The 14,113-nt window shown below is 44.6% G+C and carries 12 protein-coding genes; 10 read left to right on the top strand and 2 right to left on the bottom strand.

Annotated features, from left to right (window positions below; translation table 11 throughout):
• Positions 1-231 precede the first annotated feature (231 nt).
• The 10 genes from dnm_RS25370 (at position 232) to dnm_RS25415 (ending at position 12,095) form a co-directional block, all read left to right on the top strand.
• A complete protein-coding gene (locus tag dnm_RS25370) occupies positions 232-1,473 on the top strand; it encodes an ISAzo13 family transposase (protein ID WP_246555998.1) in 1,242 nt (413 codons plus the stop codon).
• A gap of 147 nt (positions 1,474-1,620) precedes the next feature.
• Positions 1,621-2,226 (top strand): hypothetical protein, encoded by a 606-nt coding sequence (locus dnm_RS25375; RefSeq protein ID WP_207679683.1) that lies wholly within the window; start codon positions 1,621-1,623, stop codon positions 2,224-2,226.
• Positions 2,227-2,388: 162 nt separating this feature from the next.
• On the top strand, positions 2,389-3,114 hold the full coding sequence (locus dnm_RS25380; protein ID WP_207679684.1) for a substrate-binding periplasmic protein: 726 nt from the start codon (positions 2,389-2,391) through the stop codon (positions 3,112-3,114).
• A gap of 1,387 nt (positions 3,115-4,501) precedes the next feature.
• On the top strand, positions 4,502-5,437 hold the full coding sequence (locus dnm_RS25385; RefSeq protein WP_207679685.1) for a branched-chain amino acid ABC transporter permease: 936 nt from the start codon (positions 4,502-4,504) through the stop codon (positions 5,435-5,437).
• Positions 5,438-5,587: 150 nt separating this feature from the next.
• Positions 5,588-6,325 carry an ABC transporter ATP-binding protein gene (locus tag dnm_RS25390; RefSeq protein WP_207683754.1) on the top strand — a complete coding sequence of 246 codons (738 nt, stop codon included), beginning with the start codon at positions 5,588-5,590 and terminating at the stop codon, positions 6,323-6,325.
• Between the two features lie 31 nt (positions 6,326-6,356).
• Entirely contained in the window at positions 6,357-7,445 is a 1,089-nt protein-coding gene (locus tag dnm_RS25395; RefSeq protein WP_207679686.1) for an AAA family ATPase, read from the top strand.
• A gap of 218 nt (positions 7,446-7,663) precedes the next feature.
• Positions 7,664-9,199, top strand: a complete 1,536-nt coding sequence (locus dnm_RS25400) for an AMP-binding protein (protein WP_207679687.1) — start codon at positions 7,664-7,666, stop codon at positions 9,197-9,199.
• 289 nt (positions 9,200-9,488) lie between these two features.
• Positions 9,489-9,752, top strand: coding sequence for a hypothetical protein (locus dnm_RS25405; protein WP_207679688.1), 264 nt, complete (start codon positions 9,489-9,491; stop codon positions 9,750-9,752).
• An 84-nt stretch (positions 9,753-9,836) separates the two neighbouring features.
• On the top strand, positions 9,837-10,478 hold the full coding sequence (locus dnm_RS25410) for a hypothetical protein (protein WP_207679689.1): 642 nt from the start codon (positions 9,837-9,839) through the stop codon (positions 10,476-10,478).
• 297 nt (positions 10,479-10,775) lie between these two features.
• A complete protein-coding gene (locus dnm_RS25415; RefSeq protein WP_207679690.1) occupies positions 10,776-12,095 on the top strand; it encodes a phthiocerol/phthiodiolone dimycocerosyl transferase family protein in 1,320 nt (439 codons plus the stop codon).
• A 19-nt stretch (positions 12,096-12,114) separates the two neighbouring features.
• Here dnm_RS25415 and dnm_RS25420 read toward each other — a convergent pair whose 3' ends face one another.
• Together dnm_RS25420 and pspF are read right to left on the bottom strand one after the other, a co-directional pair.
• Positions 12,115-12,585, bottom strand: coding sequence for a hypothetical protein (locus dnm_RS25420; RefSeq protein ID WP_207679691.1), 471 nt, complete (start codon positions 12,583-12,585; stop codon positions 12,115-12,117).
• A gap of 491 nt (positions 12,586-13,076) precedes the next feature.
• The gene (gene pspF, locus dnm_RS25425; protein WP_246556089.1) at positions 13,077-14,105 is read right to left on the bottom strand and encodes a phage shock protein operon transcriptional activator; all 1,029 of its coding nucleotides are present in this window, start codon (positions 14,103-14,105) and stop codon (positions 13,077-13,079) included.
• Between the last annotated feature and the right edge of the window lie 8 nt (positions 14,106-14,113).

The raw sequence follows: 14,113 nt of genomic DNA on the forward strand, positions 1-14,113 counted from the left end.
TCTGAATGTTTTATTCCAAGAACTGAATTCATCAATATTTGCCCAAGTCGTTCAAAATTTACCTCACCAAAACGAACTGCCTCAGCTTCCTGGCTGGACCGAAAAGGAGAAACATATTCTCGGTTAAGGAATGAGCATGAAATAATATGCCCATTTTGATTTTTATATGTTAAAAAATTGCGTAATCCTGTAAAGTGTATTTCAAAATCACTTTATCAAAAGGAGATTATTATGCAACCCTATTCCTTAGAAGTAGAAGAAATCATGCGGCGATACTATGAGAGTCTGAATGAAAAAGACCGCCGGCGATATGCCGGTATTGAAGCTTTGAAATTGGGACATGGCGGACAAAATTATATTGCCAAAGTCTTGGGTTGCAGCAGGCGGACTGTGCGCAAAGGAGCGATCGAAGTAAGCGGCCTGCCCGGACACATCGTAGCAAAACAAATTGGAAAATCTCCTGCTGAATCTTCTGAAATACGTAAAAAAGGTGGCGGACGCAAACAGTATCTGACTGAGCACCCTGAAATAGACGAGCAGTTTTTGAATGTGGTGCGTGAGCATACAGCAGGAGATCCGATGGATGAAAAGGTACGATGGACAAATCTGAGGGAGTGGGAAATCGCGGAGGCTCTGGAAAAAAAATACGGAGTAAAAGTGAGTCGTAACATTGTCCGTCAATTGCTCAAAAAGCATGACTATCGGTTGCGTAAAGCTCAGAAACGCAAACCTATGAAAAAAAACGTACCAGATCGCGACGCTCAGTTTGACAATATTTTGAAACTCAGATCAGAATACCGGAAGGCCGGTAATCCCGTTATCAGCATGGATACCAAGAAAAAAGAATATCTTGGAAATTTTTACAGGAAAGGCCGACTATATACGCTGGAGGAATTGCAAGTTTTCGATCATGATTTTACAAGTTTTGCCGAAGGTGTCATAATTCCGCATTGTTTTTATGACCTGCGACTCAATATCGGGTATGTTCAGGTGGGAACAAGTCATGATACCAGTGAATTTGCCTGTGACAGTTTCCGTCATTGGTGGTATGGTTACGGTTGCCGAATATATCCAAATGCCACGTCAGTTTTGATATTGTGCGATGGTGGCGGCAGCAACAGTTCCCGACATTACCTTTTCAAACAAGATTTACAAATTCTGGCGGATGAAATCGGGATTGAAATCCGAATCGCTCATTACCCGCCCTATTGTTCCAAATTTAATCCGATCGAACATCGCCTGTTTCCTCATATTACTCGTGCGTGTCAGGGAGTAATCTTTTCAAGTTTGGAGGTGGTGACTGATCTGATAGCCAAAACACATACCAAAAAAGGTTTAAAAGTCTTTGTCCATGTTATTGATAAAGTCTATGAAACCGGTCGAAAAGTTGCTGAAACTTTTAAATCAGAAATGCGAATTGTATTCGACAAAATTTTACCCAAATGGAATTATCGTGCAATTCCAATAAATTAAAATGGGAAAGTTATTTAATACCGATTCCTAAAGGGGGCCGCCGAATTCCCCGTAACACCTAACACCTAACACCTAACACCTAACACCTAACACCTAACACCTAACACCTAACACCTAACATTTTCTTTCAAAGAAAGGAGAAATAACATGTTTAATCTGAGTATCAGCAAATTAAAGGTGAGCGGATTGGCAATGGTATTTCTGGGCTTTTCCGCCCTCGGACATGCTGACGACATTACCGATTCCATCAACGAAGCATTGGAGTATTATAAAAACGGGGAATATACGGATGCCGCACAAAGCCTTGACTATGCCTCACAATTGGTTAAACAAAAAAAGGCTTCGGGGCTGGAATCTTTTCTTCCGAAGCCCCTGAGCGGATGGACCGAAGAAAAGACCCAATCCCAGGCGGCAGGTAGTGGCATGTTTGGCGGCGGAATAACTGCTGAACGTAAATACAATAAGAATTCGGCTTCTGTCACTGTCCAGATTATTACAGATTCCCCTATGATGCAGGGTGTGATGATGATGTTTTCCAACCCCATGTTTGCAGCCTCTGACGGCGGAAAACTTGAAAAAATAGGGCGTCAGAAAGCAATTGTCAAATTTGACGCCGCAAACAAGAAAGGGGAAATTAAAATTATTGTTGCAAATCGTTTTTTTGTTTCAATTGAGGGCCACGGCGTAACAAAGGACGATTTAAAAGGATATGCAAAGGCTGTTGATTATAAAAAGTTGGCATCTCTGCCTTAGCCATCCTGCGGCTCGTAAATTCACTTGTTTCCAGGTTCCGCCTCACTGTCATTAAGTTAAGAAAAATATATCAGTTCTGTCCCTGATTCCTCCGGCAATGAATTGCCGGGGGAAGGGTTACTGTCCTGATGATTCTTTTAAAAAAAGTAAGGAGACAAAGAAGTGAGATCAAAATTATTCCTTTTCATATTCCTTTATCTTTTCGGAATGACTCTGTTTATTTTTCCCCATGATTTATTAGCGCAATCGCAGGTACTCGGAACCTGGTACATTCCTCATTATGTTGAAAACAAAGACAGCGGCGTATTTATTGATCTGTTTAAGAGACTTGAAAATCGAACAGGTAAAAACATAGAAATCAAAATTTATCCGCCAAAAAGAAGTATGCTCCTTTTTAACGAGAACAAATTAGACATAATTTTTCCTGCCATGGACATACATATGCCCAAAAATATTATAAAATCAGAGTTTGTTTTTCAAAAAGAGATATATGCGTTTGTTTTGGAAGGCGAACCTGTTCCTCTTTCCGTAGAAGATCTTACAGGAAAAAAAGTCGGATTGGTAAGCGGTTATTCCTATCCGAAATCAGTAACTCATAGCAAAGACATTGAAGTTGATTATTCAAATAGTCCGATCAACAATATCAGAAAACTGAATGCCGGAAGATTTGATGTTATCCTTGACGATATAAGACTTGTTGAAGATGCACTTATAAAGATCGGCATAAAAAATGTGATTTATAATCATAAAAAACCATTTGCCCTGATAGACTTTTATTTTGCGTTTCACTCAACGCCCGAAGGCGAAAGAATGGCAAATCTTTTTTCCAAAGCCATCAGAGAAATGAAAGCGGACGGAATCATAAAAAAAATAATAATGACGGAGTAAAAAAATAACATTTTTTTACTCTGTAGTTCCGTGTTCAGGCAGTGCCACACCGCCTGAACACGGAATTACAAAGTGCTTTTTGCCGGACGAAGTTGCAAACCCCGTCCCCGGCAAAACAATGCGGAAATTTCGCTTTTATCGAAACGTATTATAATTATTCTGATTATAACGGATTTAGGGGAGGGCACAACATCCTGAAATTATTATGCCGGAAGATGCCGTTTTCCCCGCATGTCATTCCGGGGAAAATTTTAAAAAGCCTGTGCCCGTGCAATGGTTCGGACAGTTTTTAACGGCGGATTCCGTAAAAACCGCCCTGTTTCCGGAATCGGAAAAGTTACATTTTTTGTAAGTTTTTATTGCTGTTAATTTAAGACAGTTATACAAAAACTTACAAATTTTGTAAGTTTTTCCTTTTGAAAAAAATGACAAAATTTGCAGGAAATTTTTCAGATCGGAGCCGCATTTTATTTCATGTCAGCCCGGAAGCTGACATGCGAATAAATACGGCAGGCCTGTAAAATAAAAATGATATCATAAGGATAAGTTCTGTCTCAGTGAAATTTGTCTGCAAAAACTGTCCGAACCATTGAATCCTTTGCCGCATAAACGGCGGGTTCCGGGTTGAAATCGGAATGACAGTGCCGCCGGGAAGCCTCCCCTAAATCCGTTATAATCAGTAATTATTTTGTTCTGAAGTGAGCCATCTGAAAATGTCACTTTTTGCCGTTATTTTTTATCCGATTTTGTCCGCTCCCTTCGACAAGCTCAGGGTACGCTGTTGGAACGGCGTTCCCGCGCTCCCTTCGACAAGCTCAGGGTACGCTGTTGGAAGGCCGTTCCCGCTCCCTTCGACAAGCTCAGGGTACGCTGTTGGAACGGCGTTCCCACTCCCTTCGACAAGCTCAGGGTACGCTGTTGGAAGGCCGTTCCCGCTCCCTTCGACAAGCTCAGGGTACGCTGTTGGAACGGCGTTCCCACTCCCTTCGACAAGCTCAGGGTACGCTGTTGGAAGGCCGTTCCCGCTCCCTTCGACAAGCTCAGGGTACGCTGTTGGAAGGCTGTTCCCGTTTTCTTCGACAGGCACAGGACACGCTGTTCCCGCTCCCTGAGCTTGTCGAAGGGAGCGGGAACAGCGTGTCCTGTGCCTGTGCCTATCGAAGGGTAACAGGGCAGCCGGAAAGCGGGCAAATAAAAATAGGTAATTTAGACAGCCTGGTTCTGAAGTAATCATGAATTTATTTAACTGAAAGGATGCTGAAACTCGATGTTCAAATTTTTTTCTGTCATTCCGTTCGACTGAACTCACGCCCAAGCCTGCGAAAGCAGGAATGTTTTTGTTCGAATCGGGTCAGAAAACCTGATCATTGAGTGAAAGGAGTATGTTTTGTTTTACGGATTATTAACTCGGAAATCACTCGGAGTCTTGCTCTCTGTTTTTATTATTTTTCTCATCCTGCCTCTGTTTCTGCCCAGATTTTACATATACCTGCTGGCCCTGATTCTTATCACAGGACTGCTGGCGACCAGTCTCAATATGGTCTTAGGCTACGGAGGCATGTATCAGTTTCATCACGCGGTTTTTTACGGGGCAGGCGCTTACACCTTTGCGCTGATGCTGACGAAAACAAAACTTCCCGTATGGAATGCCTTTCTGGCAGCTCCTGTTATTGCCGGACTGCTGGGACTTCTGATAGGGATCATTTGCATCCGGTTATCAAAACTTTATTTTGGTATGCTTCAAATTTCCCTGGGGTCTCTGGTCTGGGCCATCGTGTTCAGATGGTATTCTTTTACTGGTGGTGATGACGGCATTCATGGCTGTTCTGTACCGGAGATTGCGTCCGTCAATGAATCTTATTATTTCACAGTTTTTGTCACGGCCATCTGTCTCATCCTTATGTATCTGATTATCAATTCTCCTTTCGGAAGGATATTTCAGGCCATCAGGGACAACCCGGAAAGAAGCGAGGCCGTAGGTGTGAATGTCAGACTTCATCAGCTTATCGGGCTGGTCATTGCTGCTTTTTTTGCGGGGATAGCAGGCTCCCTTTTTGTGGTTGTGGAAGGCTGTGTTTTCCCTGATCTGATGTTTTGGACCTTATCCCTTGAAATCCTGATCATGTGCCTTCTGGGAGGCTGGTTCACCTTCCTGGGACCAATGTTGGGAGCGGCCATTATTGTAAGTCTCAGAACCTTTGTGGGAATATACACGGAATACTGGACGCTTATACTGGGAATTGTGCTGATGCTGTTAATCCTCTTTTTACCAGAAGGTGTTCTGGGGTATTTTCAGAAAACATTTAAACTGAAAGCTGAGTAAATTCTAAGCAGATTTTAACTAGCTGATTTTAAACATCTGCATGGATTAGGGATAAGCAAGGATTAAAAAAAGGAGCCTTGAAAAATCCTTGCTTATCCCTCATCCATGCAGATGTATCGGAGCAGATAGCAGATATATCGGAGCAGATAAATGTTATATATAAAAGCGGTTCAAAAATCTTTTGACGGGTTCATGGCTGTAAACGGTGCCAATCTGTCGGTGGACAAAGGAGAGATCGTTGCTGTTATCGGGCCGAACGGGGCCGGAAAAACCACTCTGTTCAGTCTCATCACCGGCCAGTTGAAACCTGACAGCGGAGAGATTATCTTTAAGAATGAGAATATTGCAGGATTACCACCATATGCAATTTGCAGAAAGGGAATCAGCCGATCCTTTCAGGTTGTGAATATTTTTAACCGTCTGACAGTGTTCGAAAATGTGCAGGCGGCTGTTCTTTCCCATCAGAAAAAGGTGCTGAACCTTTTTTCACCAGCTAAAAATATGGCAGTTAAGGAAACTGAGGAACTGCTGGAGAGCGTGGGACTTACTGACAAAGCAGACAGCATCTCCGGTTTGCTGTCCCACGGTGATCAGAAAGTGCTGGAGATGGCCATTGCCCTGGGAAACCGCCCTGAGCTGCTGATTCTGGATGAGCCTACGGCCGGGATGTCTCCCGAAGAAACCGCTGTTTCCATTGATCTGATCAGGCGGCTGTCCCGGGAACTGGGGCTGACTATTCTGTTTTGTGAGCATGATATTGCCCTGGTGTTTTCCATTTCCCATAAAATCATGGTTATGCAGCAGGGGCAGACAATTATCCAGGGAAAACCGGATGAAGTAAGGGAAAACAAGCAGGTGCAGGAAGCCTACCTCGGAGGTGCGAACTAAGTTTCAAATTTCAAATTTCGGAGGAGGAAAAATGAAATTCCCATATGGTGTCTGTGATTTTTACAAAATTATTACCAATAGCTATTTTTACGTTGATCGGACTGACCGAATTCCACTGATAGAAGAAGCCGGAGAACATCTGCTTTTTCTCCGTCCCCGCCGCTTCGGCAAAAGCTTGCTGCTGTCCGTGCTGAAAAATTATTATGACATTGCCCGGGCCGATGACTTTGAAAGATTGTTCGGCGGTCTGGCTGTCGGCAAAAATCCCACAGACAGACATCATCAGTATTTTGTCCTGGAGTGGGATTTTTCAGCGGTCAGTCCTCATGGCGAACCCGAACAGATTCAGCAGCGGTTGTATGATTATGTAAATAGCTGCATAAGAGCGTTTTCCAAATACTACCGGGAGTTTCTGACAGAGGAGATTATCATCAACCCGACCGACGCCCAGGACTCGCTCCAGTCACTGCTGACAGCAGTACGCCAGACAGACCACAGGCTTTATTTGCTGATTGATGAATATGACAACTTCGCGAATGAGGTAATGATGGGAACCCGCAAGATGAGAGAGGACCGTGATATGCTGGTCCCTGCCATGAACAGGGACGAGGCCCGGCATGCGTCCAGAATATTCTACAGACACGGCGACATGGGGCCGTTGAGCGATTTCATCGAACAACGCTGTTTCAGTATTCTTGACAACCGGGACTACCGCTGGGCAGACGAACTCACGGTCAAGACAGCGTTTCTGATGCTGCTGTTTAATGATACGCTGTACATCACAGATTCGGAAACCGAGCTTGGACGGGGCTATGCTGATCTCACCATGATCCTCCGCCCGGATATGCGGCACTATCAGTTGCCGGATGTTCTGATGGAATTCAAATACGTGAGTCTGAAAAACGCGGGATTAAACGGGGCAGAGCTGAGAGATTCGGGCCGTGACGAGATAACAAAACTGGAACCTGTGAAGGAAAAGCTCGCGGAGTCGGAAAGCCAGTTAAAACGCTATGGCCGGACATTGGAGAAGACTTACGGCGATGTGCTGCGGCTCAGGGCTTACAGTGTGGTGTCCCTCGGATTTGAACGCCTGGTGTGGCGTGAACTCCCAGCTTCTTAAGCACTGGAGTTCTGAAGTCTGACAGAGTGCATCTCAGAGGATGTTTGAAAAGTCCCGTAGGGACGGCATATTTGTAGCCCTGTAGAAACGGCATATTTGTAGCCCTGTAGGGACGGCATATTTGTAGCCCTTTTTCAAACACACTCTGATTAATGTGCTTTTTTTGCCGCTCATTTCTTACTTTTATTTTACATGGTTTGACAGAGGAGACAGTTCTGATGAACTTATCGCAGATATTAGCTTTGACAGCCTCAGCTTATCCGCAAAAAGATGCCATTATTTTTGAAGGCAGACCTTATACGTTTCAGGATATCACCCGGGAAATAAAACGCACAGCAGCATTGTTGAAAAAACTGGGCGTGAAAAAAGGGGACAGAGTTGCCCTCCAGTTGCCCAAGTCAATGGAATTCATATTTTTCCATCTTGCAAACCTTTCCATCGGTGCCATCACCCTGCCGCTGAATACAGCATTCCGAGGCGAGGAGATGGCCTATTATCTGAAAGACTCTCAGAGTTCCCTTTTTGTGACTTATGAAAAGAATTATTCAGAACTCAGGTCTGTCATTGATTCCGCGGAAGGTCTCAGTTGCCTGCTGACAGACGGAAACCAGGATGGCGTGTTCTGCTACAGCGAGGAAAGGGAACATGCGGACTGTTCGGAAGAACCGGACTATCCCGCACAAGATGATGACATTGCTCTCATCTGCTATACATCCGGAACCACGGGCCTTCCCAAAGGGGCCATGATTACCCACAGAAACCTTGTGGAAAACATGAAATCACTTCAAAATGCCTGGGAATGGACAGACCAGGATATCCTTCTCCATATCCTTCCCATCTTTCATGTTCATGGTCTGGAGGTTGCCCTGCACGGTGGGTTGTTTGCAGGTTCCACGATAATCATGCACGAGAAATTCGATCCTTCAAGGGTCTGGCATACCATTGAGGAAAAACAGTGTACTATGCTCATGGGGGTTCCCACCATGTATTACCGACTCTTGAATCAGTATCAGGTGTCAGAGAAAACGCCTGATATCCGTTCCATGCGGGTGTTTATCTCCGGCTCGGCTCCGCTTTCGGAGAAGGTTTTCGAACAGTTCAGAAATACAACCGGATATACCATCCTGGAACGTTATGGCATGACCGAAGCCGGTATGATCACATCCAATCCCATTGAAGAAGCGGAAAGAAAGGCAGGAAGTGCGGGCTATCCGTTCCCTGGCGTGGAAATCCGTATTGTGGACAAGGATGGAGAAGATATTTCTCCCGGAGAAGTGGGGGAAGTCTGTATCAGAGGAGATAATGTTTTTAAAGGATACTGGCGGAATCCTGAAAAAACTGAGGAAGCTTTTGCAGGTGACTGGCTGAAATCAGGAGACATGGGATATGAGGCTCCGGATGATGGCATGCGCCTGTATCTCTCGGGGCGTTTCAAAGAACTGATCATTACTGGCGGATACAATGTTTATCCCAAAGAAGTGGAGAATGTCATAGACCGGTATGACAGCGTGCGGGAGACCGCTGTTATCGGTCTGCCAGATGATGATTTCGGAGAAAAAGTCACGGCTGTTGTGGTGCTGAAAGATAAAACAGCAATAGCTGACCCCGGGGAAATCATTGCATTCTGCAAGAAAAGTCTGGCCGGGTATAAATGTCCCAAAACTGTTTTTTTTCGTGAGGAACTTCCGAGAAATGCCATGGGAAAAGTGCAAAAACATTTGCTCAGTGACGAGCTGCAAGCCGATATTCTTTAGCGCATGTTTGAAACGTCCGTATGGTTGCAACAGGTGATATACCGTCCCTGTCACTCGATGATCAAATTTTTTGACTCGATTCGAACAAAAAGTTTGTCATTCCTGCGAAAGCAGGAATCCGTTTCTAACTGATTCGGCGTTCCGGGAGCAGTGGATTCCTGCTTTCGCAGGAATGACAGAAAAAAATTTGAACATCGAGTGTCAGGACTTTTCAAACACGCTCTTTGCAGGAAAAAAATATTAAGGGATTCGGTTTCCAATCCCTTAGTCAAAAAAAACAGGAGTGATCGTGGCTAAAAAAAAGAAAAAAAAGACCAAAAAGAAAAAGGCTAGCGTGAGAAAGAATTTAAGGTCAAATCTCAAACCTGTGAAATCCAAATCACCGGACACAGAGCGGATTATGAAGGAACTGACAGATATCGAGAATACTCCTGACGGGTTCCGTCCTGTCCATATCAGTCAGGCGATTCTGGAATATGCAAAACCCGTCATAGAATTTTGTGAAGATGACGAAGAAGATATGAAGGGGATGGAGATTGCACAGGCGCTCTGAAATTACAATATATTCCCAAAAGAGGGGGACCCGGATGAGAAGATTAAAAATGAAATTATCACCCGCATAAAAGTTCAGTTTAGAATGGATCATGAAAGCGCATCTGATTTCTTTACAAAAATGATCGAAAGAAGGGGATACCTCTTTCCTTCGGAGGTACAGCAGAAGAATCCGCTGTTTAAGATCATGAGAAAGGAATTGCAGGAGCTTACAAGCGATTTTAGTTACGATGAATTAATTTTTGCGAAAGAACCTGTGCCGCCGGATACCAAAGATAAAAACCTCGTCGAAATGATCAGCCAGATGGATAAGTACATTATTGACGAAGCAGACTATGATGACTGGGAAGATCATTATTTTTCAATGGCAGAGGAATGCCGTGACAGGTTTAACAAATGGCTGATTGACAAGGGGCTGAACCTGTACAGCGAAGATTTTCCGTTTTATTTGGAAACCTATCTGGACTTCATATATCATTATACGCATGATGATATTGTCATATTAAAGAAAGTTCAGCCAGTATATATGGAGGAATTTTTTGCTAATTATCTGCTCAGAAAAATGATTGTCGAACCAGAGGAATATATCTATTGGATTCCCGCGTTAAAAGTATTTTACACCTTTTTATATGAAAAAGGCTATCTTGAAAATCCTGATCCCATTATCCGCCTGATTGATGAGATTGAGCCTTATTTTATTAAAATTCTCAAAAAAAAATTCGGATAAACTAAAATTTTTCGACCTGTGCGGTTACAATTTTTGTAGGGTGGGTTCCGCTTCGCTCCACCCACCCTACAGATTTTTTTAAATTTCAACCGGAAAAAAAAGCCGGGTTTCTTTTCCGGACAGATATTAAAAACTTATGGTTAGGTACTGATGAGATGACATATTTCAGCCGTCTGCGTTCAGAAAAATTCCGGGATTTCGGCTCTGAAACTTTCCAAAAGAAGGCGTTTTGCAGAACCGGCTGAATTCGGAGTTTCCTCCAAATTCGTTATAATCGGAAATAAGGAAAGGAGAACGATGTTTCAGTCAGACCCGCGGCGTTTTGCCTCCACAATGAACGACCAGGGCATTTTCTGCGGCCGCGTGATCGGTGACATGCTCATCCATTGTGTTGTCTCATTTGACAACGGAATTGATGAGAACCGCATGAAAAAAGCCGTGAGGCTGTCTCTCGATGCTGAACCGATCCTCGGATGCCGGTGTGTGACAGGCTGGTGGCGAATGTACTGGGAGCGTCGAACCGACTTGGATAATATCGGGCTGTTCAGATTCGCAGCGGCTGAGGACACGGAAAAGGAAGTTATCCGCTTTCTGACGGCTCCGGCGGATCCATGCGAAGATCCTCAGATACAGCTTTTGCTCATTCGTTCTGAGAGAGACACGCTTTGCATAAAGGTAAATCATGTGGCCGCAGATGCGGGGGCAGTGAAGGCTTATGCGTATCTGCTTGCGTCCGTGTATCAGAAACTCGGTGACAATCCAGGATACACACCGGAAATCAACCTCAGCGGCACCCGAAGTATGCGTCAGATCAGCAGCCGCTTTGGCTTTTCAGACAAATTCAGGATGCTCCGCCGGGGGCTTCGTGATCTGAAAAATATCTTTCTCCCCCGCATGAACTACAGTTTTTCCCTCACCAAAGGCAGCGTTTCTGACCGGACGTTCCTCCTCCGCAGAATTCAATCAGAACAGTTTCGCAGACTCAGGGATTATGGCCGTCAACACGGGGCTACAATTAACGATCTCCTTCTCACGGCGATTTACCGGGCATTTTTTGAGCTTATTCGTCCTGAGCCAGGTATTCCTCTGCGTCTGGTGACCACAGCGGACCTTCGCCGCTACCTTCCGACAAAGAAAGCCGGGGCGGTCTGCAATCTATCCGGTCTTGTTTATCTGAATATGACCCGGAAATCCGGTTCAGCTTTCAATGATACCTTGTCAGAAATCCGCGACAGGATGAATTTTATCAAAAAGGATTTCATCGGACTGGGGCAGCCTCCCTTATTTGTGATACCTTCCAAGATACTTCCTGCCGCGTGGAATCAGTGGCTGGGGAATCGGATGTTCAGGCAGTCGCTGAGTATCGGAAAAAACATCACTCATGCTTTCACAAACATGGGGATCATTGACACGGAACAGCTTGTGTTTGGCAGTGTCAAAGTGAGCGACGCTTTTCTCACTGCCCCTGTGGTCTTTTCTCCCTTTTTCCTTATCGGCCTGAGCGGCTTTGGCGAGTCCCTCACAATGAGCGCAGGCTTCTGCGATACCGCGGTCAACAAACCTGTTGTTGAACATCTTCTCAGCCTTATCGAAAATGAACTGCAACAGATACGATGAACTGCCGGAAACACGGCGTTTATTCAAACAGAAAAGCTGGTTCGTCGTCTTCCAAAACTTTTTCCTCTATCATTGATGTATCAACAGGCACCGGTGGGTAGTCTCCCCATACTTCAACGGTTTCGCATAATACAGCTCTTTTGATTTGCAGGTCAAAATCGTTGAGCAGCGAATAGAAATCTTTATAAACAGGGGGGCGTGTCTGAAGAAAAATTCTATATTTTTCAGACACATGGCAGCATTTGGCAAAATGATGTATCAGAAGATAAAAACATGCGGCTGAGAGATATTTTGATTCAGTCTGTTTCGCGAGTTCCGGGTAAAACTTTGCCACATTAATTTGGTTTGAATAGCGATTTAAAGATAAAACTAGGGCGCGGGAAATATTTTCATGGGTGATTTTGTCCGTAATGAAATATTCAATACAGTCTCCTTCTTTATGGTAAGAAAGTGCGTATCTTCGCAAAAGAAGCGGGACATTCTTCTTCATGAACGCTGATTCTGCGGAATTAATCGGGGAGTCTTCCATATAATGACCGTCCTTTCATGTTCCTTGCTTAATTTGGGTACTGTCAGAATCTGCAGGGTAACACGGCCTCAGTATTGGGGGGCGTCACAGAGAGATTGAGAAAAGCGGAAATGACATTAAAAAAAGACTTTTTAAATCATAAATTTATTTGTGTCAAGGGATTTGTGATTTGTGATTCGTCATCTTTTTGGTTCTTAATTTCCAAAGCTTTTTTCTGATTATAACGGATTCAGGGGATGCCCCCGCCATTCCGGAAAATCGTGATATTTTCAAATGCCGGACCATGTGCAATTTTTTTTAACCGAAAAGACAATGCCACAAAGACACGAAGACACAAAGACACAAAGAGCCTTCGTGGCATTGCAAGTCGCACATCGCTCCGGTTTTCCCCGGAATGATATCCGTGACATAATAATTTCAGCATGCCGCGCCCTTCCCTGAATCCTTTATAATCAGGCTTTTTTGTATTTACGATGCAATCCCCGAAACTGATGATATGTCAGGCCCAAAATCCGGGCTGCTTTTTTCTGATTGTATTTTGATTCTTTAAGCGCATTGTTCAGGAGAAGAATCTCCAATTCTTTCACCGCCTCTTTTAAAGGCTTTCGCATAAGCTGATCCGTGGATAGCATATTGGTTTCAATTTTCGGAAAATTTTCTTTTGAAAAAGGCTGTTTCGCATATGGAGAATCAAACGGGTCAAAGACAATATTTGTAATCAGAGAAGAATCTGACCGATATACCGCACGTTCAACCACATTTTTCAATTCTCGTATGTTCCCTTTCCAGGGACAGGTTTCCAGAGCAGTGACAGCTTCGGGGCTGAACTGAGGAATGTCCTCTCTGCCCAGTTCAAATGCCATTCGGGCTGCAAAATGATTCGCCAGCAAAAGAATGTCTTCTCCGCGTTCTCTCAGCGGCGGCAGAAAAAGCACCTCAAATGAAATGCGATCCAGCAAATCCGGTTTGAACAGACTTTTAGCCACTTTTTCCCTGAGATCAGCATTGGTCGCGGAAATGATTCTCACATCAACGTCAATACGTTCCGAACTCCCCACCCGTTCAAATGTGCCGTATTCCACGACCCGCAGTATTTTCTCCTGAACCTCCGTTGGGATGGTGCCGATTTCATCTAAAAAGAGAGTTCCGCCATCCGCAGTCTCAAATCTTCCGGTACGCCGTCGTTCTGCTCCGGTAAACGCCCCTTTTTCATAGCCGAAAAGTTCCGCTCCGATAAGCGAAGGGGTAAGGGCTGCGCAATTGAGCGCCACCAAAGGGCCTTGCCACCGGTCCGAGAGAAAATGGAGTCTGGAGGCTGCCAGCTCCTTGCCAGTTCCCCGTTCGCCAATTAAAAGCACTGGCCGGTTAATCCGCGCGACCCTGGAAAGGCGTTCCTGAAATTCCAGAAACGCTTCTGACTGTCCCAATGCCTCGGCCATTCCCACAGAAGATTTCTGAGCATGTTGTTTGGAAATACGCAAAATATGCC

It is taken from the genome of Desulfonema magnum, from assembly GCF_017377395.1.
Classification (GTDB): Bacteria; Desulfobacterota; Desulfobacteria; order Desulfobacterales; family 4be13; genus Desulfonema_C; species Desulfonema_C magnum.